The following is a 26,158-nucleotide window of genomic DNA, read 5'->3' as shown; positions in this document are numbered from 1 at the left end:
GCTCAGCGTCCCTGTGCGAATGCCAGGTGGCGGTACGGGGCACGCGTGAATACCTTCCTGTAGCTCTTCGCCGCCATCCCTGGCGGCGAAGGCCCTGTCCCGCCACCAGGCATCAGCACAGCCACTAGCGGCGGTGTCTATGGGAAAGAGCTGGCCCTGCGAAGGATTCAGGCAGCGCGCCAACGGCTCTTTCCATCGTCGCCTCGGTATTCGCCGCGAGCCCGGCCAGCCCCGCTAAGAAATCTTCGCCGACAGAGACGTCTGCGTTATTCATATGGGCGACGGGTTCCTCTGTGTTTCGTAGCGGGACTGGCCTGGTTCGCGACACCACAAGGCACCCGAACACCGCCAGCGGTCTACGGTGAAACACACACTTGATTGCCAGTCGGGTCGCAAGGGCAAGGCGCTTCGATAAAAGCGCTGGGGTTTGGGAACCGGGATAAAAACACCGACTGCCACACTTCTTCGTCCAGCGCTTTTCTCGGCTTATACCGCGTATCCGCGCCATCACCCTGGTCGGATATAGAGGATAAGCGGAACTTGAAGCCAGGGCCGGCAGTCCCTAGACTTGCCGGCTTTTCCCCGCATGACTCCGTGACCCCAATGGCTGCCAAAGTCGAACCCTTCTGGAAACGCAAGTCGCTCGCCCAGCTCGACCGCCATGAGTGGGAGTCGCTGTGCGATGGCTGCGGCCTGTGCTGCCTGCAGAAGCTGGAAGACGAGGAGGACGGCGCGGTCTATTACACACGCGTGGCCTGCAAGCTGCTGGATCTGCAGACCTGCCAGTGCAGCGACTATGCCAATCGACGCGCCAGCGTGGCTGATTGCATCCAGTTGACGGCGGCCGATGCGGTGGAGTTCAAATGGCTGCCGCCAACCTGCGGTTATCGGCTGGTGGCCGAAGGCAAGGACCTGCCGTTGTGGCACCACCTGGTCTGTGGCGACCGGCAGGCGGTGCATGACGAGCGTATTTCCCAGGCGGGACGCATGATTGCCGAAGATGATGTGGATGAGGATGATTGGGAGCAGTACCTGATTTTCCGCGCCGGTTGATCCCTTTCCTGGTTGAGTTGTTCCCCCGAGGAGTGTCCTCATGCCCGTTCGTTTGCTGTCGTTGCTTGCTCTATCTCTCCTTTCCATCGCCAGCCTGTGCGCCTCGGCGGCGCCGAGGTCTGATCTGGATTACCAGGTCAGGCTGCTGCCCGCCGAGGATCAGGCGCAGGTGCGGGTGATCCTGCAGAAGGGCGAGGTGATCCGCTCCCTCGACTTCAACCTGGGCGACGACGGACGCTACAGTGATTTCCAGGCCGATGGCGAGTGGAGCCAGGAGCAGCCGGGGCGTGGCGTCTGGCGACCGGCCAGCGGCAAGGCGGTGCTCAGTTACCGGGTACGGCTGAGCAGTGTCCGTGACAACGGTCGTTTCGATGCGCGCATCACCGAGGACTGGGCGTTGTTCCGTGGCGACGACCTGATCCCCGCCGCCAGGCTCGACGAGCGCGAGGGCACGCGGCTGACCGCTCGCCTGGGCTTCGAACTGCCGGACGGCTGGAAAAGCGTCGAGACAGGCTGGCCGCGCATCGGCAAGAACCGTTTTCGCATCGATAATCCCGAGCGGCTGTTCGACCGCCCGACCGGCTGGATGCTGGCCGGCAAGCTGGGAACCCGTCGTACCCGCCTGGGCGAGACCGATGTCAGTGTCTCCGCCCCGGTCGGCGAGGGGGTGCGCCGTATGGATATCCTGACCCTGCTCACTTTCGTCTGGCCACAGGTCCAGCAGGTGTTCCCGCGTGATCCGGCCAAGTTGCTGGTGGTCGGTGCCGGCGATCCGATGTGGCGTGGCGGTCTTTCCGGCCCCAACTCGCTGTTCATGCACGCCGAGCGGCCGCTGGTCAGCGAAAATGGCACCAGTTCGCTGGTGCATGAACTGGTGCACGTGTTCAGCCGTATCCGTGCGCGCGATCGCAGTGACTGGATCACCGAGGGTATTGCCGAGTATTACGCCATCGAGCTGATGCGCCGTGCCGGGGGCATGAGCGAGGAGCGCTACCAGGCCGTGCGTGCGAACCTGGTCAAATGGAGCCGGAGTGTCGACAGCCTGCGCACCGATCGCTCCAGCGGGCCGGTGACGGCACGGGCCGTGCTGTTGTTGCAGGACCTGGACAAGGAAATTCGCCAGCGCAGCCAGGGCCGGCACTCGCTGGACGATGTCAGTCGTGGGCTGATGCGCCTGGACCGGGTCAGCACCGAGGATTTCGTCGGTATTACCGAAACCCTGCTCGGCGCCGGCTCCAAGGTACTCGACAGCAAGTTGTTGCGTTGAACGGTCAATTGCCTCGATAGCTATATACCCGGCGCATAACGCCGATATAATGCGGCCCTTTGCCGGCTATCATTGCTTGCTGCAACAGGGTTCCGATGCCGTTCCCTGTGCTGTCGCCGGGCCGTCGTTTCCTGGAAGAACCTATGAAAAGCGCTGAAATCCGTGAAGCCTTCCTCCGCTTCTTCGAAGAGAAGGGGCACACCCGTGTCGCCTCCAGTTCGCTGATTCCGGCGAACGACCCGACCCTGCTGTTCACCAACGCGGGGATGAACCAGTTCAAGGACTGTTTTCTCGGCCTGGAGAAGCGCGCCTATACCCGCGCCACCACCAGCCAGAAATGCGTGCGCGCCGGCGGTAAGCACAACGACCTGGAGAATGTCGGCTATACCGCACGCCACCACACCTTCTTCGAAATGCTCGGCAACTTCAGCTTTGGCGACTATTTCAAACGCGATGCCATCCACTTCGCCTGGGAATTCCTCACCGGCGACAAGTGGCTGAAGCTGTCCAGCGAGAAACTCTGGGTCACCGTCTACGCCAGCGACGACGAGGCCTACGACATCTGGACCAAGGAAGTCGGCGTGCCGGCCGAGCGGATGATCCGCATCGGCGACAACAAGGGCGCGCCATACGCCTCCGACAACTTCTGGGCGATGGGCGATACCGGCCCCTGCGGTCCCTGCACGGAAATCTTCTATGACCACGGCGAGCATATCTGGGGCGGTCCGCCCGGCTCGCCGGAAGAAGACGGCGACCGCTATATCGAGATCTGGAACAACGTGTTCATGCAGTTCAACCGTACCGCCGACGGTGTACTGCACCCGCTGCCAGCGCCGAGCGTGGACACCGGCATGGGCCTGGAGCGCATCAGCGCGGTGTTGCAGCATGTCAACTCGAACTACGAGATCGACCTGTTCCAGCGCCTGCTGAACGCCGCCGCCCAGGCCATCGGCTGTGCCAACGAGGGCCAGGCATCGCTGAAAGTGGTGGCCGACCATATCCGCTCCTGCGGCTTCCTGATCGCCGATGGCGTCACCCCCTCCAACGAAGGGCGTGGCTATGTGCTGCGGCGGATCATTCGCAGGGCCAGCCGGCATGGCAACAAGCTGGGTGCCCGCGGCACTTTCTTCCACCGTATCGTCGCAGCCCTGGTGGTGGAGATGGGCGATGCCTTCCCCGAACTCAGGCAGCAGCAGGCGCATATCGAGCGTGTGCTGAAGAATGAGGAAGAGCAGTTCGCCAAGACCCTGGAGCAGGGGCTGAAAATCCTCGAGCAGGACCTGGTGGGCCTGCGGGGCAAGGTGATTCCCGGCGATATCGTGTTCAAGCTGTATGACACCTATGGTTTCCCGGCCGACCTGACCGGCGACATCGCCCGCGAACGCGAGCTGAGCATCGACGAGGAAGGTTTCGAGCGGGAAATGCAGGCTCAGCGCGAGCGTGCCCGCTCGGCCAGCGCCTTCTCCCTGGATTACAACAGCCTGGTCAAGGTCGAGGGCGAAACCCGCTTCATCGGCTATACCGCCACCCGTGGCCAGGGGCATGTTCTGGAACTGTTCCGCGAGGGCATGGCGGTCGAGCGACTGCACGCCGGCGAGGCCGGTGTGGTGGTGCTCGAGCAGACGCCGTTCTATGCCGAATCCGGTGGCCAGGTCGGTGACAGCGGCTATCTGCAAGGCGAGGCTGCGCGTTTCGACGTGCAGGACACCAGCAAGGCCGGTGCCGCCTTCCTGCACCATGGCGTACTGGCCAGCGGCAGCCTGTCCGTGGGTGACACACTGGATGCCGTGGTGGATGCCTCGGTGCGCCAGGCCACTGCGCTGAACCACTCGGCGACCCACCTGTTGCATGCGGCGTTGCGGGAAATCCTCGGCGAGCATGTCAGCCAGAAGGGGTCGCTGGTCGATAGCCAGCGCCTGCGTTTCGATTTCAGCCACTTCGAAGCCATCACCCCGGCGCAACTGAAAGCGCTGGAAGAGCGGGTGAATACGGAGATTCGTCGCAACACCGTCGTCGAGACCGAGGAAACCGATATCGAGACGGCCAGGCGCAAGGGGGCCATGGCGCTGTTCGGCGAGAAATATGGCGAACGGGTCCGGGTCCTGAGCATGGGCGAGGGCTTTTCGGTCGAGCTCTGTGGCGGTACCCATGCTTCCCGTACCGGCGATATCGGGCTGTTCAAGATCATCAGCGAAGGCGGGGTAGCCGCGGGTATCCGGCGCCTGGAGGCCGTTACCGGCGCGGGGGCGCTGGCCTACCTCAATGGTGCCGAGGAGCAGCTCAAGGAAGCGGCCAGCCTGGTCCGGGGCAGCCGCGACAACCTGCTGGAAAAGCTCGGCGGGCTGTTGGAGCGCAACCGCCAGTTGGAGAAGGAACTGGAGCAACTGAAGGCCAGGGCCGCCAGTGCCGCTGGCGATGACCTGGCGGGCACCGCGGTGGATGTCAAGGGTGTCAAGGTGCTGGCCGCCCGCCTCGATGGTCTCGATGGCAAGGCCCTGCTGGCGCTGGTCGACCAGTTGAAGAACAAGCTGGGCAGTGCGCTGATCCTCCTGGGGAGCGAGCTGGATGGCAAAGTGATCCTGGTGGCGGGCGTTACCCAGGACCTGACCGCCAGGCTCAAGGCCGGCGAACTGATGAAGCAGGCGGCCGCAGGTGTCGGTGGCAAGGGCGGTGGCCGCCCCGACATGGCACAGGGCGGCGGTACCGAGCCGGCCCGTCTGGACGAGGTCCTGGCCCAGGCCGTGGCGTTCGTCGAACAGCGGGTCTGAGCCGCGTTGCGTATCACCGGCTCGCTGGTACGCATGGCGCGCCGGTTGCGGCAAGAGTTCACTGGATGCCCCGAGGGGCGGTTTAGGCGATAAGAATGGCATTGATCGTACAGAAGTTCGGAGGCACCTCGGTCGGCACGGTCGAGCGCATCCAGCAGGTGGCGGAAAAGGTCAAGCGTTTCCGCGAGCAGGGCGACGATATCGTTGTCGTGGTATCGGCCATGAGTGGGGAAACCAACCGCCTGATCGAACTGGCCAGGCAGATCAGCCCGCAGCCGCTACCGCGCGAGCTGGATGTCATGGTCTCGACCGGCGAGCAGGTGACCATCGCCCTGTTGAGCATGGCGTTGAGCGAAATCGGTGTGCCGGCCATTTCCTATACGGGTAGCCAGGCGGGGATCGTCACCGACAATGTGCATACCAAGGCGCGTATCCTGAATATCGCCGTGCAGAGGATTCGCAACGCGCTGAGCGCCGGCCACGTGGTGGTGGTGGCGGGCTTCCAGGGGGTGGACGAAGAAGGCAATATCACCACCCTCGGCCGCGGCGGTTCGGATACCACCGGGGTGGCCCTGGCGGCGGCGCTGAAGGCGGACGAGTGTCAGATCTACACCGATGTCGACGGGGTCTACACCACCGATCCGCGCGTGGTGCCCAAGGCGCGCCGCCTCGACCGCATCACCTTCGAGGAGATGCTGGAGATGGCCAGCCTGGGTTCTAAGGTGCTGCAGATCCGCGCCGTCGAGTTCGCCGGCAAGTACAGTGTGCCGCTGCGCGTCCTGCACAGTTTCCAGGAGGGGCCTGGCACCCTCATCACCCTTGACGAAGAGGCATCCATGGAGCAGCCCATTATCTCCGGCATCGCTTTCAACCGCGACGAGGCCAAGCTGACCATTCGCGGCGTCCCGGATACTCCCGGCGTGGCGTTCAGGATCCTCGGCCCCATCAGTGCGGCGAACGTCGAAGTGGACATGATCGTGCAGAATGTCGCCCACGATAACACCACGGATTTCACCTTCACCGTGCACCGCAACGACTACAACAGTGCCTTGCGGGTGTTGCAGCAGGAAGCCGCTGAGCTCAAGGCGCGGGAAGTCATCGGCGACACCGAGATCGCCAAGGTGTCCATCGTCGGTGTCGGCATGCGTTCCCATGCGGGGGTCGCCAGTTGTATGTTCGAGGCCCTGGCCAGGGAAAACATCAATATTCAGATGATCTCGACATCCGAGATCAAAGTGTCGGTGGTGATCGAGGAGAAATACCTCGAACTTGCAGTACGCGCGCTGCATACCGCCTTCGAGCTGGATGCTCCGGCCAGTAAGGGGGAGTGAGCAGAACAGGAAGGGCGCGTTGCGCCTTCCGTCGTTTGGGATGTTGCAAAGGGAACTTTGAGCGCGCAAAGGCAGGTCACATACCCTGTAAGAGTGCCAGGCTTGGGTTCACGGAGTACCGTCCGTTTTATCTTGCAGACTATTTTCTGACTGAATCCGTTTTAAGGAGAAAGGAATGCTGATTCTGACTCGCCGGGTCGGGGAGACCTTGATGGTGGGTGACGAGGTAACCGTCACTGTGCTGGGTGTGAAAGGCAACCAGGTACGTATTGGTGTGAATGCGCCAAAAGAGGTTGCCGTACACCGTGAAGAGATTTACCAGCGCATCCAGAAAGAAAAGGATGACGAACCAAGCCATTAATTTTTATCCGATTTTTGGCTTTGCAAACGGGGTAAAGGCGGGTATCATGCGCCCCGTGTTGCGGAGAGGTGGCCGAGTGGCCGAAGGCGCTCCCCTGCTAAGGGAGTACACCTCAAAAGGGTGTCGGGGGTTCGAATCCCCCCTTCTCCGCCATTTAAGGCAATGTAGCGAAGAAAATATCGGTAGCTCAACTCGTTGTAATTGAACGAAATAAAGCTTGATAACGGTATTTTTGAAACTATAATGCGCAACGCTTCGTGGACTCATAGCTCAGCTGGATAGAGTACTCGGCTACGAACCGAGCGGTCGGAGGTTCGAATCCTCCTGAGTCCACCATCTCATGATGGCAATCGCCGAAAGGCGGCTGAAATCGTAGCCAGTGGTGATCTGGCCTAAAAACACCCTTTGGACTCATAGCTCAGCTGGATAGAGTACTCGGCTACGAACCGAGCGGTCGGAGGTTCGAATCCTCCTGAGTCCACCATCTCGAAAAGGCCTGCAGCGATGCAGGCCTTTTTCGTTTCCGGCATCTCGCAAAGCCCCACGGCCAGTTCCGTGTGGATAGCTTCGGTTGCAGTGGCGATGTCGAGTGCCTGATCTGCGTCGGTTCGCAGGATCGTGAACGGGCCCTAAGAACCATGCGTTTCAACGTCTTTGCCAGAGAGGATAGCGGAGAGACGCGGCTGCATGTCTCCCTCTCCGCCAACCCCTGCTGTATGCACACATCTTCGCCCCTCTGGATCGGCGTTCCTGGCATCCGCACAGCCACTTTCGGCGGCGTCCGTGGGATAAGGGCGGGTGAGTCTATGACTGTGGCACCTGGGTTTCCGCCTACGCGGGAACGCCAGGGCAAGACATAGATGTGTGCATACATTAGCCGGCAAGGGTAGACGGGAGCCGTAGTGCGCCACAGCCGGGCCACAGGCTTGACCCAGCCAGCAGCGGAATCCCCCTTCAAGTCGTATAAACAGGTTGAAAGGCCAGGCTCTAAGGCAAAACCACCGCTAAGTGACTTTCTGTAACCTGGCGCTGTCCATACTAGGGTCCAGCGTATATCGAAATGGGCGAGAGCCCGTTGCAAGCGCTTGTATTGCTTGTATTTCGCTGCGGCAGTGTGCTGTTTCAGGTGTTATAATCGCGCGGTCCGCCCTTCAGGGCATTCGGAATCCTTCCCATGGACTTACCCAGTAGTCGCTCAATTTTCTCTTTTGCCAATCAGGTTGTAGTCGATTGATTGCCCCGGCGTGCTCCTCCGCTGGGGGTGGAGTGCGTCATGAATGAAGTAGAAACCAAGAAACCGCAAGAAAGCCTGCAGGACCGCCTGGCACAGGTGGTCGAACTGTTGCAGCGCCACAAGCTGGTCGAAGACCTGGCGCATCGCCAGGAAGGCCAGAACAAGGACCTGGTCGAAGGCCTTGTGCATCGGCAGAACCTGACCGAACTGCAGCGCAAGCTCGATGAGCTGCACCCCGCCGACGTCGCCCACATTCTCGAAGCGCTGCCCCTCGATGACCGGCTGACGGTCTGGCAACTGGTCAAGGCCGAGCGCGATGGCGATATCCTGCTCGAAGTATCCGATGCCGTGCGGGAAACCCTGATCGCCGACATGGACGACCAGGAGTTGCTGGCCGCGGCCAAGGAAATGGATGCCGACGAGCTGGCCGACCTGGCGCCCGAGCTGCCCAGGGATGTCGTGCACGAATTGATGGAAAGCCTCGACGCCCAGCAGCGCGAGCGGGTTCGCTCGGCGCTGTCCTATGAGGAAGACCAGATCGGCGCGCTGATGGACTTCGAAATGGTCACCATCCGCGAGGATGTCAGCCTGGAAGTGGTGTTGCGCTACCTGCGCCGCCTGAAGGAGCTTCCGGGGCATACCGACAAGCTGTTCGTGGTGGATTACGACGGTGTCCTCAAAGGTGTCCTGCCGATCAAGCGCCTGCTGGTCAACGATCCGGACAAGCAGGTTGCCGAGGTCATGGCGGATGACCCGGTGACCTTCCATCCGGACGAGGATGCCTATGACGCGGCCCAGGCCTTCGAACGTTATGACCTGGTTTCCTCGCCGGTGGTGGACAAGAGCGGCAAGCTGATCGGGCGCCTGACCATCGACGAGATGGTCGACCTGATCCGTGAGGAAAGCGAGAGCGAAGTCCTCAGCATGGCCGGTCTGCGCGAAGAGGAGGATATCTTCGCCTCGGTCTGGAAGTCGGTGCGCAACCGCTGGGCCTGGCTGGCGGTCAACCTGGTGACGGCGTTCATCGCCTCGCGGGTGATCGGCCTGTTCGACGGTTCCATCGAGAAGCTGGTGGCGCTGGCGGCGCTTATGCCGATCGTCGCCGGTATCGGCGGCAATTCGGGCAACCAGACCATCACCATGATCGTGCGGGCGATGGCGCTGGACCAGGTCAGTACTGGCAATACCATGCGCTTGTTGCGCAAGGAGCTGGGCGTGGGTCTGCTCAATGGCCTGGTCTGGGGCGGGGTGATCGGCGCCGTGGCCTTCTGGTTGTACGACAGTTGGTCGCTGGGGGTGGTGATGACCGCCGCCATGACGCTGAACCTGTTGCTGGCGGCGTTGATGGGGGTGCTGATCCCCATGACCCTGGCGCGTCTGGGGCGCGACCCGGCGATGGGCGCCAGTGTGATGATCACTGCCATGACCGACAGTGGAGGGTTTTTCATCTTCCTCGGGTTGGCGACGATCTTCCTGTTGTAGCTGCCAGCAATACCAGCAATAAAAGAAAAGGCCCATGGATATCCGTGGGCCTTTTCTTTGGTTTATGGGTGCGTCGCGCGTACCGGCTTTGGCTGGCCGGAGGTGCGCAGGGCGCACCCTGCCAGCCGGTGCGGTGCCCGAAGACAACTGGATGTACAACAGTCCAGCGGGGACATAGCCCTTTCTTTTGTGTTGAGCGCAGGCGTGCTTACTGCGGGAATATCTCGCGCAGCGCCTGCCGGTAGAAGGCGAACGCATCGCTGGCGCCCTGGATCGCCTGCTGGCGCTGTTCTTCGTTCAGTTCCAGGCCATCGAGCAGGGTGGTGAACTGGCGCCAGTGCAGGCCACGGCCATCCGGATGGGCCGCCAGGTGGCGAGCGCCCCGCTCGCCGTCCAGGCCGATCTGCTGGGTTTCCTTGTAGAGGAACGCGGCGCCCAGGTTGGAGCCTTCGCTGCAGTACAACCAGCCCAGGGCGGCATAGGGGGTGGCGGGAGTGATGGCGGCGGGGGCCGTCGGCACGTCCTGGCCGATGTCGCGCAGGTCCTGTTCCACCGCCGCGAACCGTGGCAGTTCATGCAGGCCCGGCAGCAGGCGATTGAGTTCGGCATCCTGGTAGAGGGCATTGATGCTGCCGTGGAAGCGATGTTGCAGGCGCAGGAAGTAGCCATAGCGCTCCAGGCTTTCGAATGGGCGCGACCCCATCACCAGGTTGTCGACGCTGTCGTGGTCGCCGCTGGTGCCGGATTTCAGGCGTTTGGTCAGGGGAAGCTGGGGGGCGTTCTTGACGATGGCGTTCATCGGTCGGAGTCCTGAATGATAAAGACGATGCGGTGAATGATGGTCAGACCCTGGCCGGTGGACAATGTTTGGTCCCTTAAGAATGCTTAACGAAAGCGACTGGAAGAGAAGGCTCGACGGGGCCTGGGCGAGTCCCCGCATACTGATGAAGCCTCAAGCCTCAAGCCTCAAGCCTAGAACGCCGACTCCCTGATCAACAGCGCCAGTATCTGCTGCCCCGCCTGCAACAGAGGGCTGCGGGCGTCGCCTTCGAGGCTGGCGGTGCCGCGCAGTGCTTGGGGTTGGGAGGGCTGGTCGTCCAGCGGGCGTAGCAGGACGCGATAGAGCGCCTGTTCCGGGACCGGAACCCGTTGCTCGTCGAGCTGGCTGGCAATGCCGCCCTGGTGCACCGAGGCCAGTTCCGGGGCCGAGGTGAGCTTGCGGATCGCCGTCTGGGCGATATCTTCGAGTACCAGGCGCCGCCGTGGCCGGCCCGGGTCCTCGGGGATGAACCAGGCTTCGAGGCCCGCCTGCAGCCGTTCGCGATCGCTCTCGCCGACAAAGGCCTCGACCACTTCGCCGCCATCGCCGGTCACCGTGCCCAGCCACTCTCCGGCTGGCAGCCATTCCCCGGTTGCCAGGGGTTGCGCCAGGTCGGCGAGGGTGCCGTCGAACGGGGCGCGGACCTGCAATTGGTTCAGCCGTTCGAGTAGCGCGGCATGGCGTGTCAGGGCCACTTGCAGCTCCTTGCGCGCTACCGCCTGGCGGGCACTGTCGTCGCTGGTGCGGACCTGGAAGCTGCTCTGCGTGCGCAGCAGGCCGATCTCATGTTCCAGGCTGGCGAGTTCGTGGGCGAGATCGGGGGATTGCAACTGGAACAGCGATTGTCCCGCCTGCACCGCCTGCCCGGCTTCGGCGCCGATGCGTTGCAGGCGTGCTGCCGCCGGTGCCAGCAGGATCGCCTGTCGTTCGGCGCGTAGCAGGGCGGGCGCCTCGATGCGGCTGCGCCAGGGCAGTGCCGCCAGCAGCAGGGCAGCGAGCAGCAGGCCGAGGGTGACCAGGGTATTGCGATTCATACGGTAATCCTTACGGCGGGAGTGCCAGTGACGCAGTTCGTTGTAGATCGGGCGCAGGATGAAATGGATGATCTCCACGGCGAACAGGAACAGGCCGAGCAGCTTGAAGGCGAAGTGATAGACCAGCAGGGCGATACCGAGGAACAGGAAGAAGCGGTAGATCCAGGTGGCGAAGGCGTAGCCCAGCAGTGTCCGCCGCAGCCAGGGGTCGAAGTATTCCGGTGGCTCGTCGCCGAAGCCGAACAGTGTCTCGCGCAGGCGCCAGCGTGCCAGTTCGAAGGCGCGCTCCTGCAGGTTGGGTACGTCGAGCAGGTCGGAGAATAGGAAATAACCATCGAAACGCATCAACGGGTTGAGGTTGACCGCCAGGGTCAGGATCCAGGTGGTGCTGGCGAGCATGAAGGCGGCGCTGCGCAGCATGCCATCGGGCAGGAAACTCCAGGCCAGGGTCGCCCATGCCGCCAGGCACAGCTCGACGCCCATGCCGGCGGCGCCGATCGCCAGTCGCTGGCGCCGCCGGGGCAGGCGCCAGGCGCCGCTGGCGTCGGTGTAGAGCACCGGCCATAACACCAGGAAGGCCACGCCCATGGTCGGCACCCGGCAGCCATAGCGCTTGCAGGTATAGGCATGGCCGAACTCGTGGAGGATCTTGGTCAGGCTCAGGGTCAGCGCCGCCAGCAGGGCGCCTTCCAGGCTGAAGAAGTGCAGGAAGGTGTGCACGAAGCCGTCCCACTGGCGGGCGGCGAGGAACAGGCCGAGCAGGGCGGCGCAGAGGGTGGCGAGGGCGAAGCCGCGGCTGAACAGCGGTGCCACGCGGGGGTAGGTGCGGGACAGGAAGGCGTCCGGGCGCAGCAGGGGAATACGGATCGACAGGTAGTTGTTCAGCAGCCAACGGCCCCAACCGCCTTTGCCGCCGGCCTTGGTACGGCGCTTCAGGTCGGACAGCGCCGCATCGCCGCTGACTTCTACCAGTTGCATGGTGGTCAGGAACTGGATGAAGCCGGATACGTCGTCTTCCTCCAGAACCAGGGTGGTTTCCTGGCTGACCGCATTGGCCACCGCCTGCGCCGTGCCCAGTTCCCAGCGTGCGAGGATTTCCGCCTCGGCCCAGCCGATGCGGTAGAAGCGGCCACGGGCGCTGTCTTCCAGCGTCCAGCTTGGGGCGCCATCGCGTGCCTGCGGGCCCGGATGCAGGCGCAGGGTGCGGCGCAGCTTCGGTAGCGGTTGTTGCCGCGCTTGGCCGGGGAGTGCGCTGGGAGCGGTCATGGCCGGTGTTTTCCTGGGGCCGGCCGGTGCGCATGGCGCACCCGGAACCGGTAGGGCGCGCCATGCGCACCGCTCACGATGAATGAAATCATCTACCAGCCCAGGTGCACGCGCAGGGCCGCCAACGGGCGGCGCAGCAGGTAGTTGAACAGCAGGGTGCGCTGGCCGTAGAGCTTGGCCGTGCCTTTGAGGCCGACGCGCAAACCCGGTTGGTCCTGTGTGAAGTTCGCCACCAGGCGATAGGCCATGCTGCCGTCCAGTGCTGGCGAGGCGCGGTAACCCTGGCGCTGCAGTGTCGCGGTGAGTGGCTTGCCGGGCTGGCTGTTGAGGAACAGGCGCACGTCGCTGCCGTTTTCCAGTTCGATGGCGTCGCCCACCGGCAGGTCGATCTCCAGGCGAACGTCGTGTGGGTCGGCGACCTGCATGATGCGCTCGCCCAGTGCTACTGGCCGGCCAATCCAGTCGCTGGGGTCATCGAAGATCGCCACACCGTCACGTGGCGCGAGGATCAGCGTGCGTTCGAGGTTGTCGCTCAGGTAGTCGACATCGGTACGGGCCTGTTCGCGGCGGCTGCTCAGTTCCGCCAGGGCCGCCTTGGCACGCTCGTCGAACAGGGCCTGCTGGCGTGTCTGGCGCAGTTGCGCTTCGGCCGCGGCCAGGCTCTGGCGGGCCGACTCCAGGCGGCTTTCCAGTTCCCGGCGGTCGAGTTGCACCAGCGCTTCGTTCGCCGTGACCATCTGGTTGGGCTGGACCAGGATGCGTTCGACCACCGCCTGCAAGGGCGCCCGCAGCACGGCGGGCTCGCGCGGCACGATTTCGGCGGGCGCCAGGACCGTCTGCCGCACCGGCAACAGGGCCAGCAGCAGGAGGGCCGCGACTGCCGCCAACAGCAATTTCCGTGGGCGCCGGCGTAGCGGGCCGAGGCCAGCCGCCGGGCTGGCGCGCCGTCCCGAGAGGCTGTCCCAGGCGTGGGCATAGGCATCCTGCAACAGTTCCAGCAGGGCCCGTTGCGGGCGTGCCAATGGCTGTTCGCAACTGAACAGCAGGCAGGCCAGCAACTCGCCGTTACGGCTTTTCAGGGGAACCCAGAGCAACTGTGGCGCCAGGTATTCGGACCACTCCGGCTGCTGGGCGGGGGGCACGTCGGCCACACTCAGTTCGTGCAGTTCGCCGGCCCAGGACTGGTGCCGCCAGTCCTGGCAGATGCGGGCCAGATAGAGCATGAAGGGCGCATTGGCTTCCACCTGGGCCAGCCCCGAGCAAGCCGCGATACGCCCGCTGTCGGCGCGCCAGAGCAGGGCTTCGCGGTAGTCGAGCAACTGGCGGCTGTCGTTGACCATCAGAAAGCCCAGGCCGAGCCGGTCTTCCTGGGCGCGGGCGCGCCGTTCCAGTTGCAACAGCAGCGCCATGCGTTCGCTGCGCCGGTCGCGCAGGGGTGTCACATTCGGAGGGGGCACATTGGCGCTCACGAATCCTCTCCGGGTGCTTGCAGCAACGCCACGCCACTCATGCCCGGCAGCAATCCCGCCGTATCGCCGGTAATGCGCGCGAACACCTTGAGCGACTGGCTCAACGGGTCGATGGCCGCGCCGAGGCGTTCGACCTGGGCGGCATAGCGCTGCCCGGTTTCGTCCAGGGCCACTTCGAAGTCCAGGCCGGCCTTCAGCCAGGTGAGCCAGGCGGAAGGTACGATCAGCTCCAGTTGATAGACGCTGTCGTCGTAGATCGCCAGCAGTTCGGTGCCCTCGGCGACGTGCTGCCAGCGTTCGGCCATGCGTTGCGACACCCGGCCGGCGAAGGGCGCATCGAGCGTGCAGCGTTTCAGCATGGCCCGGCTGACGCCGCTTTCGGCCTGGGCCACGGCCAGGTCGGCCTGGGTCTGGGCCACTTCCGCCTGGCTGATAGAGCCCAGCGCGTCGAGGCGCTTGGCCACGTCGAGCTTTTTCTGCGCGCCGCGCTGGACGGCTTCGCTACGGGTCAACTGGGCGCGTTGCACCGAGCAGTCGAAGGCGGCCAGACGCTGGCCCTGCTTGAAGGTTTCGCCCTCCCTGAGCGGCAGCTCGGTGAGCTTGCCGCTGATCTCGCTGGACAGTACGGTCTGGCGGACCGGGCTGAGCTGCACGCGCAGCTCGCCGGTTTCCTCGGCCTGGGCCATGTCCGGCAGGCTGGCGGCGATCAGCACCGCCAGCAGTGAACAGCGGAAGCTGTAGGTGTGGCGCCGCTCAGCGATCATTGACTCGCTCCACCGGCACCAGTTCGGCGCCACGCAGCGAGCCGAGGCTTTCCCACATATCCAGGCGCAGCACCTGGCGTTGCATTGGCGCCTGGGCGATCAGTGGAGTACCTGCGGCCGCGCTGCTCGAGGCCACGCCATAGGGCGCCTGCTGGGCGGCGGCGATGCCCGCCGGTATCGCGCCCTGGCCCTGGTCGAGGCGTACCGCGTTACTGGCGATGCTGCGGCTGAGTTCGGCGATGCTGCGGCCGGCGATGCGCTCGGGCAACGGGTCGAGGCCAGCGGCCTGGTAGACGGCGCCATGGGCGACCTGCAGTTCGGCGAAGGCGCGGTCGCGGGTGCGGGTGGCGAGTACCGTCTCGGTCGCCGTGCGTACGCGCTCCAGCCGGCTCTGCGCCTGGCTGGCGTAGGCGCTTTCGCTCTGGCGCAGGATATTGCGTTGTACCTGCTGCAGTTCATTGGAGCGGGCGAACACCTGGCTGGAGCGCTGGAATTCGCGCCAGGCCACGTTGACCTGGGTGAGGACGGCCATGCGCATGGCCTGGCGGCGCAGTTCGGCGACTTGCAGGCGGGCTTCGCCGCTCCTCTTCACGGCCGGATAGGCCAGCACGTTGAACAGGTTCCAACTGACCTGCAGGCCGGCGTCGGCCCAGTTGTCGTTGACCAGGTAGCTGTTGCTGTCGTAGTTGGCGCCGACGAACAGGTTGGCCCCCGGCAGCAGCTTGAGCATCGCGGCGCGGGTTTCCAGCACGGCATTGCGTGCCTGGTAGCTTTCGCTGCGGATTTCCGGGCGCTGCACCATCGAGGTGGCTTCCAGGTCGGCCAGGTTGTAGGCCAGGGCAGGCTGGGTATAGCTGGACTCGCCAGGCTGCACCAGGCTGTATTGGCTGGCTGGCGGCAGGTTCATCAGGCTGGCCAGGCGCGACTTGGCCACTGCCAGTTCGCCTTCCACGACTTCCAGTTGGCGCACCATCTCCAGCAGTCCCTTCTGATAGCGCAGGGACTCCAGTGGCGCGATCAGGCGTTGCTGTTCGGTCTGGCGGGCCTGTTGCAGGGCATTGCGGGCATCGCCGAGGGCGCGTTGCACTTCCGGTTGCAGGCGTTCGGCACTGGCCGCCTGCCAGTAGGCCTCGCGGACCTGCTGGATGATGTCGGCGACCACCTTGCGGCGCGCCTCTTCGGCGGCCAGCACCTTGTTGGCCTGGGCCTTGGCGCTGAAATAGCTGACGCCGAAGTCGAGCACGTTCCACGACAGGCGCAGGTTGGCGTCGCGGCTGGAGCGGTCGCTGCTGGTGGAGGGTTCCAGCGACTCCTGGCCGGTGGTGACCGATTCGCTGGACGAGCCGGCGACGTTGTCGCGGCCCTTCCAGCCGGCGCTGGCGGCCAGTTGCGGCAGCAGGTTGAGGTTGCTGACGCTCAGGGTATTGTCTTCCAGGGCGCGCTGCATCAGCCCCAGGCGCTGTTGCAGGTTGTACTTGACCGCGCGCGCCATGGCCTCTTCCAGGCTGATGGCGCCGGTCACCGGCTCCTGGGATTCGAACATGCTGCGGCGGTCTTCATTGGCTTCGGCCAGTTGCTGCTCCGGCGTCAGCGCCTCCGGGGTGACGGCGCAGGCGGAAAGGCCCAGGGCGGCGCAGGCGATGGCCAGGCGCAGGGAGGTCGGTTTGAAAGGGTTGCGGGTCATTTTCTGATGGTCCTTGAAAGTGTTCAGGCAGTGTGTCGGGTTGTCTGGATAACCGGTTCGTCGTTCAGCTCGCTCAGTTGGTCGAGCAGTTCCAGGGCCTCGCTGAGCAGGGCGCCGGAGGTTGCCTGGTGCAACTGTTGCGGCAGGCTCTCGACCGTCTCGACCGCAGGCCGGCTCGCCGGCTCGCGGCTGGCGCTGCCCGACTCATCCGTGACCTGGATCACCACTGGGGTTCTCCGCTCGTTGCCATCGGCGTCGCGGCTGACCAGGGTCAGGCGTACGTCGCCATGGCGTGCGAGCCAGGCACGATCGATGCGCAACTCGCCGGTGCGGGCATCGAAGGCGAAGGCCCCGCTGGGCAGGCGCATGCCATTGGCCAGGGTGATGCGCTGCGCCGTGTCGCGCAGTTCCGTGGGCAGGCGCAGGGTGATGCTGCGTTCGCTGACTGTTGTCAGGTTCACGCTGGCGCGCAGGGTGGAGCCATCGAGCTCGAAGTTGCCATCGAGCGCCGCCTCGGAGGTGTCCCGCAGCACTTGGTCGGCATTGGTCAGTTGCTGGGCAATCGAGGTCTTGCCATCGAAGCCACTGCCATTCGCCTGAACCCGTACCACAGGTGCACTGGCAGGCTGCGCTGTCGTGGAAGCGGCAGGCTGTGCGCTCTCCAGCAAGCCACGACCGTCTGGGAGTTCGAAGGGGGAGCGGTTCAGGGGCGGGGCATCGAAGTGAACAATGTTCGGTACCCCTGTTGCCGGTGGCATACCGGTGTTCAGTTCTGGCAACGTCGGGTCGCCGGAGGGGACTGTGTCGCCTGGGCCGGTGGCTGTGCCCGCGCTGGTCACGATCAGAGTCAGCGTACGCGAGGCGGTGGCGTTGCTGGTGTCGCTCACGCTGACGGTCAAGGTATGGCTGCCGGGCGTGGCGACACTGCCGGAGATCGTCCGTGTGCTTGCGTCGAAGCTCAGGCCGCTGGGCAGGCCGCTGACGCTCCAGCTCAGCACGTCGCCGTCGGCATCGCTGAACAGCGTTTCCGGAAGGGTGACGCTGTAGTCAGTGCCCGCCGTGGCGGCGGCGAGGTCGTAGCTGTCGTTGCCGGCGACCGGTGCCTGGTTATCGGCGGATGACAGGGAAACCTGTATTTCGAATGTCGCGCTGTCCGACGTGCCGTCGTTCAGGGCCAGAACGATGATACGTGTACCTGCTTCCCCGGAGGTACTGGCATAGGTGACCTGACGCAGGATGGCGTTGGCCTGTTCCTTGGTCAGGGCGGCGATGAAGCTCAGCGTGGCGCTGCCGCCGGTTTGTGTCAGTGTCGCCACTGCCGTGCCGTCCAGGCTGATGGTGTCGCCGTCCAGGGTGTAGCCGTTGCCGGCCTGGAAGCCGAAGACGTCGCTGGCCTGGCCGCCGAAGGTGACGCTGGCGCCCTGATAGTTGTCGGCGGTATCCAGCTCGGCATCGCCAAGCGTCAGGGTCGGCGCCAGCAGCACCGGATCGCCGCCGATCACGGCGCTGGGGGCCGCGGCTGGCGGCGCGTTCAGCACCTCCAGCGCATCGCCGACGACGATCACGCCGCCATCCGCCGACACGGATATCTGCCCCGCGCCGTCCAGGCCGCTCTGTGACGAGACTCGCGCCAGGGTGGCGGTGGCGTAGTAGTTCAGTGTGCCGTCGGCCAGCGTCACGAACAGCGCCTTGCCGTCGGCGGAGATGGCGATATCGCCGATGGATTCGCCGGTGATCGACCCCAGGTGGGTCAGCGTGCCGGTGGACGCATCCAGGCTGAAGGCATCGATCTGGCTGTCGTTGGCGACGAAGATCGTGCCGCCGTCGGCGCTGACTGCGACGTGTTGGAGGCCTGTCAGCGAGTCGCTGCCGTTCTGGGTGTAGCCCAGCAGATCGAGTGCGCCGTTGGCATCGCGCTGATAGACGATCAGCGAGGAACCATCGCTGGCATTGGTGACGACATACACCAGGCTACCCTGGCTGACGATGTCGGTCGGCGCCCACAGATAGGGCTCGCTCCACATGCTGCCGCCAAGCGCTTCGACGTAGGTCAGTTCGCCCGTCGCGGTATCGCGGCTCAACCAAGCCAACTGATCGTAATAGCTGTTGATGAGGTAGAGGTTTTCGCCGTCTTCCGACAGGGCGATACCCTGGATGCTATTGAGGTTACCGCCATCCACGCTGTAGTCGCTGACGATCGTGGCCTGGTGCGTGAGTGCGCCCGTGGCATCTGCGTTGAACCAGGCGATGGCGTCGCCGTCCGCGCGCAGGGCGTAGAGGCTCGTACCGTCGGCGGAGAGTAGCAACTGACTGATGCCGGCCAGCCCGTCCACGGCCTCGAAGGTGCTGACGTAGTTCAATTCGCCGCTGTCCACGTCGCGGCTGAACAGGGCGATAGCACCCTGCTCGTCGGCGAGGTACACGCGGGTACCGTCGCTGGAGACGATGCTGGAGGACAGGGTGCCCAGTCCGGCGATGCCGGTGAACGCCTGCAGGTGCTCCAGCTCGCCGAGCGAGAGCACCGGGTCGGCTTCGACGGTCGGCACGTCGTTGACGGCGGTGATGGCGATGGCCAAGTCCAGCGCCGCCGAGTCCAGGCCGCGTTGGTCGGCCAGGCTGACGCTGACGGCCACGCTGGCCGCCGGCGTATCGCTGCCGTTGGCGTAGGTGATCTGGCGCAACGCGTTCTGCACGTCCGCTGTGGTGGGAATGGCACCGTTCGCGTCGGTGAAGGTGATGCTCAGCACACCATCCGCGCTGGTCACGCTGCCGATGGTCACGCCGTCCTTCTTCAGGCTGCCGTTTTCCAGCGTCAGGCCGTTGCCGGCCGCGAAACCCAGCACGTCCGCCGTGCTGCTGCCTTCGCCGAGGGCGACGGTCAATACCGCGCCGTCGTAGTTGCCGCTGCCGCCGTTGAAGGCATCCATCTGCGTGTCGGACAGCGTGGCGCCCGGGGCGATGGCCACGGGATCGGCCTGCTCGGTGTAATCTGCCGTGGCACCGCCGCCCAGGCTCGGGGCGGTGTTTTCGGCGGTGGCGTTCGCCAGGGTGACGACTGCCGTTGCGTCGACCACCGTCGTGTCGTTGCCGCCATCCGCGTACTCTTTGACGCTCAGGCTGATACTGCGGGTGCCGCTCAGGTCGCTGCCAGTGTTGCCATAGGTCAGGCTGTCGATGACCCCGGCCGCGCGCTCGGGGGTGCTCATCAGGTACAGGGTGACGATGGTCTTGCCGTCCTGGATCTGTACGTAGTAGGACAGGCCTGTACCGGTGCTCTGTGTGCCGCTGGTGGCCGCGTCGAGCAGGATCTTGCCGCCATCCACGCCCAGCACGTCGCCGGCATCGGCAGGCTCCAGCGTGACGACCACCTGCCAGATCTGCTGGCCGGTCTCCACCGTGTCGATGACGGTGTTCTCGAACAGACTGACCCGCTCGCCCTCGGCGTTGTAGGTGGGTGCCAGCGCATCGGTTTCGATCACGGGCGGGTCGTTGACGCCTTCGAGCGTGACATTGGCGCTCAGTTCGTCGCTGTAGCCGGTGCCGTCGTTGAGCTTGATGGAGAAGGTGGCCTGGCTGCCGTGCTGTGTTGGATCGTCGCTGGTATTGCTGTAGGTGATGTGACGCAGCACGTTCTGTGCGTCGGCGCGGCTGACGGCAGCGGTGAAGGTGACGATGAACGACGAACCGGTGTCGATCACCGAGGCGATGGTCGCGCCGTCGAGTTTGATGTTGCCGTTATCGAAGGTCAGGCCGTCGCCGCCGCTGAAGCCGAAAACGTCATGCTCGCCGCTGCCGTCGTCCGTCCGGCTCACGACGATGCTGGCGCCCTGGTAGTTGCCCGCGCCATCGTCCAGGGCGTCCAGTTGCGGATCGCTCAGCGTGCCGCCGGGCAGCAGGGCGACCGCGTCGCCGTCTTCGGTATGGATGGCGCTCGCCGCCTTCAGGTCGAGCACCAGCAGGCCGTCGTCCCAGGAGAAGGTGCCGGCCACATAGAGCTGGGTGCCGTCGGCGCTGAGCGCGGCGCCACGCAATTCGCCGAAGTCCTTGCCGCCGGCGCCCTCCAGCGTTTGCGCCAGGGTAGGCGTACCGTCGGCGGCACGCGTATAGATGCCGATACTCTCTTCGCCTATAACGAACAGTGCCGCGCCGTCGTCAGAGACGATGATGCGCTTGGCGGTTTCGTCCAGTTCGCTGGTGGCCACGGCGCCCAGATTCCCCTCGGCGTCCACCGAGAGGGTGTACAGGCGGTAGGCGCTGCCGTCGTAGTCGATGGCGTAGAGCGTCGTGCCGTCGGGCGAAAGCGTCAGCGCCGAAGTGTAGTAGTACTGTTCCTCCGCCGCCGGGTCCGTGCCCTGCGCCGCCATCACGAAGGTCAGGCTGCCGTCGCTGGCCAGCCGATACACGCTGGCCAGCGTGCCGCCGCCGGAGGTGCCGACGAACAGGTACTGACCATCTGCGGAGAGTTGCAGCGCACTGAACTGCGCCTCTTCGCTGGAAGTCGTGTAGCTGTTCTTCTGCGTCAGTGTGTCGCCGCTGCGCTCGAAAACGGTCAGGCTGGAGCCCGCCGTGACATAGACGAGATCGCCATCGGCCAGCACGTCGCTGATCAAGCCGTGCTCGCTCACCAGATCGGCGCCGAAGCTGCCCAGCGATTCCAGCTCGCCGTTGCCCGCATCGACCGCGAACAGGGCCACGCTCTCGCCGCCGATCACGTAGACCGTGCCGCCATCGGCCGATAGCTGGATTTGCGCCGCGCCGGTCAGCGCGTCCACGTCCGTACTGGCGATGCTCTGCAGCAGCGTAAGCGCGCCGTCGCCGCCGCGCTGCAGGACATACAGCGTGCTGATATTGATGTACGCAATGGCTTCTGAACTCCACACTTCCGCCGTGCGCACCACATAGACCAGATCGCCCACACTGGCGACATCCTGGATGCCTTCGTACGGGCTGGGCCAGTCGTCGGAAGAAATCAGGTCCGCATAGTCGAGCGTGCCGGTCTCGGCACCGAGCGTGGGGCTCTGCCCCACCTCGACCAGCACCGTGGCCGCGATGGACAGCTCGGCCGTATCCACGCCGCCATTGTCCGTGCCGCCGTTGTCCTGGATTTCGACCAGGGTGACGACGCGCTCGCCGACCGTGCCGGTGGCCCTGTCGGTGTTGGCATAGGCCAGGCCGTCGATTAGCGCGGTGGCGGCCTCGCCGCTCATGCCCGCGCTGCTGGTGATCGTGACGGTGGCGACGCCGCTGTCGGCATCAATGGCGACGCTCCAGGCATGGCCATTGGTGGTCGTACCGCTGCCTGCCACCAGCGCGACGGTGCTGCCGTCGATGCGCAGCGTTTCGCTTGCACCATCCAGCAGGCCGGAAACGGTGAGCGTCAGGCTGGTGATGGCCTGCACGCTTTCCACGGCGGACACCTCGACATCGCTGAACAGATCGGCGGCGGCCCTGCCCGCGTCCTGCTTGGTGCTGGCCGGCGTGGCGTTCACCAGCGGGGCGTCGTTCACTTCGGTGACGGCCAGCGCCAGGGTGATGCTGTCGGTGCCGCTGGTGTACTGGTCTTTCACGCCGAGCGTCAGGCGGATGCTGGTGCCGGGGTCCCCGCCCTGGTAGGTGTAGCTGATCTGCCGCAGCACCGCGTTGGCGGTGGCTGTGCTCACCTCGGCGGTGAAGAGGATGGTCAGCGTGCCGTCCGCGTTGGCAAAGTCGGCGATCTTCTCGCCGTCGAGCAGGATTTCATCATCTACCAGGGTCAGGCCGTTTTCTTCGATGAGGCCAAAATTATCGTCAGCGTTGGCGTTGCCTTCACGTTGCAGCGTGATGCTGGCACCGTTGTAGTCGCCGGTGCCGTCGGCCAGGGCGTCGAATTCGGCGTCGGAGAGGGTCAGATCGGCGGCGAGGGTGAGGATGGTGCCTTCGGTGTAGGCGACGACCACCGAAGTGCTGATCTGGCCCAGGCCCTTTCCGTTCCAGAAACTGCCGTAGTAGATGGAAGAGCCATCCGAGGACATGGCGTAGCGCAAGCCCTGTGCGCCGCTGGTACCCAGAGTACTGGATTGAGTTAGCGTGCCATCGGCGTTGACGCTGAAAATGAGGACGTTGCCGCCGTTGAGGCCTGCATAGAGCGCGGAGCCGTCGGATGAGAGCGCCAGGCCCCAGGTCTGTCCGGGATTGTAGGTGGTGGCGCTGGTAACGGTATTGCTATCCTTGTCGTAGTGCAGCACCTGAATGCCGCTCGTGCCGCGTGACACATAGACGTAGCCGCTGTCGGTGGCGGCAATGCTGCGCATGAAGGTACTGCCGCCAGACCAGGTGGTGGCATGGGCCAGGCTGCCGTCGTCATTGACGGTGTAAATGGCGACCCGGGAGCTGCCGGTCACGTAGACCACGCCATTGGCAATGGCCAGCGCATTGGAGGTGTCGATACCGTCGGTGTAGCTGTCGAGCAGGTTCAGCGAGCCGTCATCGGCGGTGGAATAAGCGTAGAGAAAACTGTTGGACACGACGTAGAGCGCCTTGCCGTCGTCCGACACCACCATCTGCCGGACGGTGGACGAATCGGCGATCTCGACGCTCAGGCCGGTGGCAGCGAGGGTGCCGTCCGCGCCCACTTGCAGCGTCGTGACGGTGTAGGTGCCTGAACTGTTCTTGCCCACCAGGTACACGTACTGGCCGTCGGCGGAATACACCGCCGAGGAGGCGCTGTCCAGACCGTCGATTTCGATGCCGTTACTGTCGTCGCCGTCATTGCTCGTGCCTTGCACGAACTTCTGCACCAGTGTCAGGTTGCCTTCGCTGTCGCGGCTGTAGACGTACAGCGTGCTGTTGCCGCCAGGCGTCACAGCGTGTCCGCCTGAGTCATTGCCTACGATCAGTAGGGTACTGTCATCGGATGATAGTTCCAGGCTGTAGACGTTCTGATTGAAGCCAGTGAGGTCGCCCTCGGAGGTATAGGTCAGGTTGATGTCGTCCGTGCTCAACACCGGTGCACTGTTATCCGCTTCAGCCTGGCTGATCACCCGCAGCATCAGGGTATGTTCGGCACTGGCGCCATGCTCGTCGGTCACGGTCACGGTGATGCTGTAGTCACCCACAGTGCTCGGCGTGCCGCTCAGGGTGCGCGTGGCGGGATCGAAGCTCAGGCCGGCTGGCAGTCCGCTCACGCTCCAGGTCAGGGTGCTGTCGTCATAGATGGCGTCGGCATCGCTGAACAGGCCGGCGTCCAGCGTCACGCCGTAGCCCTCGGTGCCGATGACGATGGATTCCAGAGTGCCAGGCGCGTTCGCGCTGACCTCGGGGGCACGGTTGGCGATCTGTTCGACCACAAGATCCATTTCGCGCTCGGCGCTGAGGCCAGAGGTATCCGTCACCTTGACCGTCAGCGTGAAGGTGCCGGTTTCGGTGGTCGTGCCGGAAATGGTGCGGGTGGCCGCATCGAAGGTCAGCCCTGCGGGCAGGTCTGTGACTTCCCAGGTCAGCTTGTCGTTGCCGGCATCCGTGAACAGATTGGCGGGCAGGACATAGGTATAGGCTGTCTCGCTGGTGGCCTTGCCCACGTCGGTGGAAGCGGCGGAATTCACCTGCGGCGCTTCGTTGGCGCGCAGCAGCAGCGTCACGCTGTTGCTGGCGAGCGCGCCGTCGCTGCCTTGTAGCGTGAGCGTGACCAGACTGCCCGCGACGGTGCCTGCGGCACTGGTATAGGTGAGCTGGCGCAGTACCTGGTTGGCGACCGCCTTGCTGGTGTCGGCGGTGAAGGCGACGGTCAGCCTGCCGTCGGTATCGACGGTGAAACTGGCGATGGCCGCGTTGTTCAGGGTGATGGAGTTGCCGGACAGGGCGAGATTGTTGCCGACGGCGAAGCCGAAGGTTCCGCCCGCGACGTCGGCACTGACGGTGAGGCTGGCACCCTTGTAGTTGCCGGTGCCGCCATCGAGCGCGTCATAGTTGCCGTCCTTGAGCGTCAGCCCGTCGGCGAACGCGGTGGGCTCGCCAAGGTTGAGGGTCTGAACATCGGTGTAGCGGGTGAGGTTGCCGCCTGCCACTAACAATGAACCATTGATGGAGACGGCGATGTCGCTGCCGCTGGTATTGCCGGCGATGGTACTGACCAGGCTGATCGAGCCATTGGCCACAACCGTATACACATTGATCGTGCCGCTGGAGGTTGTCGCATATAGCCGGTCACCCTCGGCGTTCAATGCCAGATCGCGGACGCCGCTGAGCGATGCCGAATCAACCTGAGTCAGTTGGCCATCGCTCAAGTGGTAGACGGAGAGGGTGCCGGAGGAGGGATCTCCCACGTACAGGTATTGGCCGTCGGCTGACGTTTCCATGGCATAGGCGACGGCGTCAGACCCTGTCTGACTGGTTGTGGTACTGGCCACCAGGGTCAATCGACCATCATCGCCGCGCTGGTAGACCTTCAATTCATGAGACTGCCAACTCACGGCAGCACTGTGCATGACGTAGACGAAATCGCCGGACGTAGCGATGACGCCGTTGCGATGCGCATCCAGTGTCTGCAATTGGCTCAATGCGCCCGTTTCGGTATCGCGGTTGTAGACATGGATCTCTCTGTTGTAGTTGCTGGAGGTGTCCACGTAGACCTGCGTGCCATCATCCGAAATCGCCAACCCGCCGCTGCCGCTGCTTGCGCCCTCGTTCAAGGTGATCGTTGCGGTATAGCTCAGTACGCCGTCGTTGATGCTCAACTGAACCAGCCTGCCACTGCTGGAAATCGTGTAAAGCGATTTACCGTCCGGGCTCACCACCATATTGCTGATGGCACTCAAATCGGTATGGGTAAGCGTCTGCAATGCGCTCAAGGCACCCGCGTCGTCGACGGCGAACACCTGGATGCCGCCGCTGCCGGCCACGTAGGCATACTGGCCGTCGGCGGAATAGGCCACCTCGGTGCCATTGCCGATACCCAGTTCATCGGGCGTGAAGGTTTCCCGGGCTTCCAGCCCGCCGTCGTTCTCCAGCACCGGCGCGACATTGATCTGGTTGTCGATGCTGATGGTGGCGGAAGCTTCCGGGGCGATTTTCTGGCCTCCGGTGTCTTCAAGGCTGGACAGGGTCACCTCGACGGTCCCGCTTTCAAGTGATTTGTCCAGTACTTGGTATTTCAGGTCATCGATCAGTTGTGTCGCCGCTGCTGCGTCAATGCCCTCGTCCGCCTCGAAGTTGAGGGTGATGGTGGTCGTGGAGGCACCGACGCTGACCGTGTAGCCGTAGCCGTTTGCATCGGTGAACCCGGTGGCCCCGATGTCCAGCGTGAGTTGCTGGCCGTCGACCACCAGTGCCTGGTTGGCGCCGCTGCTGTTCACCGTGATGACCAGTTCCTGGATCAGTTCCCCGCCGTTATCGAGGGTGATATCGACCGCCTGGAAAAGATCGATCTCCACCGGAAATGCATCGGTGCTGTCGGTAACGGTGACGGTGCTGTTGGTCGGGGTCGCTTCGACTCCGGGTGTCGTCTCGGTGGCGCCCACCTGTGCCGCCACATCGGCAGCAGTGGACACTGCGGCAGCATCGAGCAGGATGCGCGGCTCCAGGGCCAGTGCCAGGCTGGTGCGTTTCGTGCGTTTGCGGGCGTTCGGGATGGTGGTCATGTCGAAGTCCT

At 64.3% G+C, this 26,158-nt stretch carries 12 protein-coding genes and 3 tRNA genes; 9 read left to right on the top strand and 6 right to left on the bottom strand.

Annotated features, from left to right (window positions below):
* The first annotated feature begins 603 nt into the window (after positions 1-603).
* The 9 genes from DNJ95_RS08265 to mgtE all read left to right on the top strand — a co-directional run bounded on the left by DNJ95_RS08265 (position 604) and on the right by mgtE (position 9,496).
* Positions 604-1,053, top strand: coding sequence for a YcgN family cysteine cluster protein (locus tag DNJ95_RS08265; protein ID WP_131184243.1), 450 nt, complete (start codon positions 604-606; stop codon positions 1,051-1,053).
* A gap of 40 nt (positions 1,054-1,093) precedes the next feature.
* A complete protein-coding gene (locus tag DNJ95_RS08260; protein ID WP_131184242.1) occupies positions 1,094-2,320 on the top strand; it encodes a hypothetical protein in 1,227 nt (408 codons plus the stop codon).
* A 143-nt stretch (positions 2,321-2,463) separates the two neighbouring features.
* Positions 2,464-5,088, top strand: coding sequence for an alanine--tRNA ligase (alaS, locus tag DNJ95_RS08255; RefSeq protein ID WP_131184241.1), 2,625 nt, complete (start codon positions 2,464-2,466; stop codon positions 5,086-5,088).
* A 95-nt stretch (positions 5,089-5,183) separates the two neighbouring features.
* A complete protein-coding gene (locus DNJ95_RS08250) occupies positions 5,184-6,419 on the top strand; it encodes an aspartate kinase (RefSeq protein WP_131184240.1) in 1,236 nt (411 codons plus the stop codon).
* Positions 6,420-6,594: 175 nt separating this feature from the next.
* Positions 6,595-6,780, top strand: coding sequence for a carbon storage regulator CsrA (gene csrA, locus DNJ95_RS08245; RefSeq protein ID WP_069899380.1), 186 nt, complete (start codon positions 6,595-6,597; stop codon positions 6,778-6,780).
* A gap of 62 nt (positions 6,781-6,842) precedes the next feature.
* Positions 6,843-6,933 (top strand) — tRNA-Ser (locus DNJ95_RS08240).
* Positions 6,934-7,039: 106 nt separating this feature from the next.
* Positions 7,040-7,116, top strand: a tRNA-Arg gene (locus DNJ95_RS08235).
* A gap of 71 nt (positions 7,117-7,187) precedes the next feature.
* Positions 7,188-7,264, top strand: a tRNA-Arg gene (locus tag DNJ95_RS08230).
* Positions 7,265-8,053: 789 nt separating this feature from the next.
* Entirely contained in the window at positions 8,054-9,496 is a 1,443-nt protein-coding gene (gene mgtE / locus DNJ95_RS08225; protein WP_131184239.1) for a magnesium transporter, read from the top strand.
* Positions 9,497-9,704: 208 nt separating this feature from the next.
* On the opposite strand, the gene DNJ95_RS08220 is transcribed toward mgtE, so the two are convergent.
* The 6 genes from DNJ95_RS08220 to DNJ95_RS08195 form a co-directional block, all read right to left on the bottom strand.
* Positions 9,705-10,295 carry a biliverdin-producing heme oxygenase gene (locus DNJ95_RS08220; RefSeq protein ID WP_131184238.1) on the bottom strand — a complete coding sequence of 197 codons (591 nt, stop codon included), beginning with the start codon at positions 10,293-10,295 and terminating at the stop codon, positions 9,705-9,707.
* Positions 10,296-10,468: 173 nt separating this feature from the next.
* Positions 10,469-12,616: an HlyD family efflux transporter periplasmic adaptor subunit gene (locus DNJ95_RS08215; RefSeq protein WP_131184237.1), complete on the bottom strand. Its 2,148-nt coding sequence runs from the start codon at positions 12,614-12,616 to the stop codon at positions 10,469-10,471.
* Positions 12,617-12,708: 92 nt separating this feature from the next.
* Positions 12,709-14,085 (bottom strand): efflux RND transporter periplasmic adaptor subunit, encoded by a 1,377-nt coding sequence (locus DNJ95_RS08210; protein WP_207388739.1) that lies wholly within the window; start codon positions 14,083-14,085, stop codon positions 12,709-12,711.
* Positions 14,082-14,849, bottom strand: a complete 768-nt coding sequence (locus tag DNJ95_RS08205) for an efflux RND transporter periplasmic adaptor subunit (RefSeq protein WP_131184236.1) — start codon at positions 14,847-14,849, stop codon at positions 14,082-14,084. The genes DNJ95_RS08210 and DNJ95_RS08205 overlap by 4 nt, the downstream gene beginning before the upstream one ends.
* Entirely contained in the window at positions 14,839-16,533 is a 1,695-nt protein-coding gene (locus DNJ95_RS08200) for a TolC family protein (protein ID WP_131184235.1), read from the bottom strand. Before DNJ95_RS08200 ends, DNJ95_RS08205 begins: the two co-directional genes overlap by 11 nt.
* A gap of 23 nt (positions 16,534-16,556) precedes the next feature.
* Positions 16,557-26,147, bottom strand: a complete 9,591-nt coding sequence (locus DNJ95_RS08195) for a beta-propeller fold lactonase family protein (RefSeq protein ID WP_131184234.1) — start codon at positions 26,145-26,147, stop codon at positions 16,557-16,559.
* Between the last annotated feature and the right edge of the window lie 11 nt (positions 26,148-26,158).

Source organism: Stutzerimonas kirkiae, assembly GCF_004327335.1.
Taxonomy (GTDB): Bacteria; Pseudomonadota; Gammaproteobacteria; order Pseudomonadales; family Pseudomonadaceae; genus Stutzerimonas; species Stutzerimonas kirkiae.
The sequence above is the reverse complement of the archived record's forward strand: the minus strand, read 5'-3'. Positions and strand labels throughout refer to the sequence as shown.

What these genes read in the sequence shown, in the direction of transcription:
- DNJ95_RS08260 (WP_131184242.1), top strand. Translation starts at nt 1,094, where the DNA reads ATGCCCGTTCGTTTGCTGTCGTTGCTTGCTCTATCTCTCCTTTCCATC.
- DNJ95_RS08195 (WP_131184234.1), bottom strand. Translation starts at nt 26,147, where the DNA reads ATGACCACCATCCCGAACGCCCGCAAACGCACGAAACGCACCAGCCTG.
- DNJ95_RS08200 (WP_131184235.1), bottom strand. Translation starts at nt 16,533, where the DNA reads ATGACCCGCAACCCTTTCAAACCGACCTCCCTGCGCCTGGCCATCGCC.
- mgtE (WP_131184239.1), top strand. Translation starts at nt 8,054, where the DNA reads ATGAATGAAGTAGAAACCAAGAAACCGCAAGAAAGCCTGCAGGACCGC.
- csrA (WP_069899380.1), top strand. Translation starts at nt 6,595, where the DNA reads ATGCTGATTCTGACTCGCCGGGTCGGGGAGACCTTGATGGTGGGTGAC.
- DNJ95_RS08250 (WP_131184240.1), top strand. Translation starts at nt 5,184, where the DNA reads ATGGCATTGATCGTACAGAAGTTCGGAGGCACCTCGGTCGGCACGGTC.
- alaS (WP_131184241.1), top strand. Translation starts at nt 2,464, where the DNA reads ATGAAAAGCGCTGAAATCCGTGAAGCCTTCCTCCGCTTCTTCGAAGAG.
- DNJ95_RS08205 (WP_131184236.1), bottom strand. Translation starts at nt 14,849, where the DNA reads ATGATCGCTGAGCGGCGCCACACCTACAGCTTCCGCTGTTCACTGCTG.
- DNJ95_RS08220 (WP_131184238.1), bottom strand. Translation starts at nt 10,295, where the DNA reads ATGAACGCCATCGTCAAGAACGCCCCCCAGCTTCCCCTGACCAAACGC.
- DNJ95_RS08215 (WP_131184237.1), bottom strand. Translation starts at nt 12,616, where the DNA reads ATGACCGCTCCCAGCGCACTCCCCGGCCAAGCGCGGCAACAACCGCTA.
- DNJ95_RS08265 (WP_131184243.1), top strand. Translation starts at nt 604, where the DNA reads ATGGCTGCCAAAGTCGAACCCTTCTGGAAACGCAAGTCGCTCGCCCAG.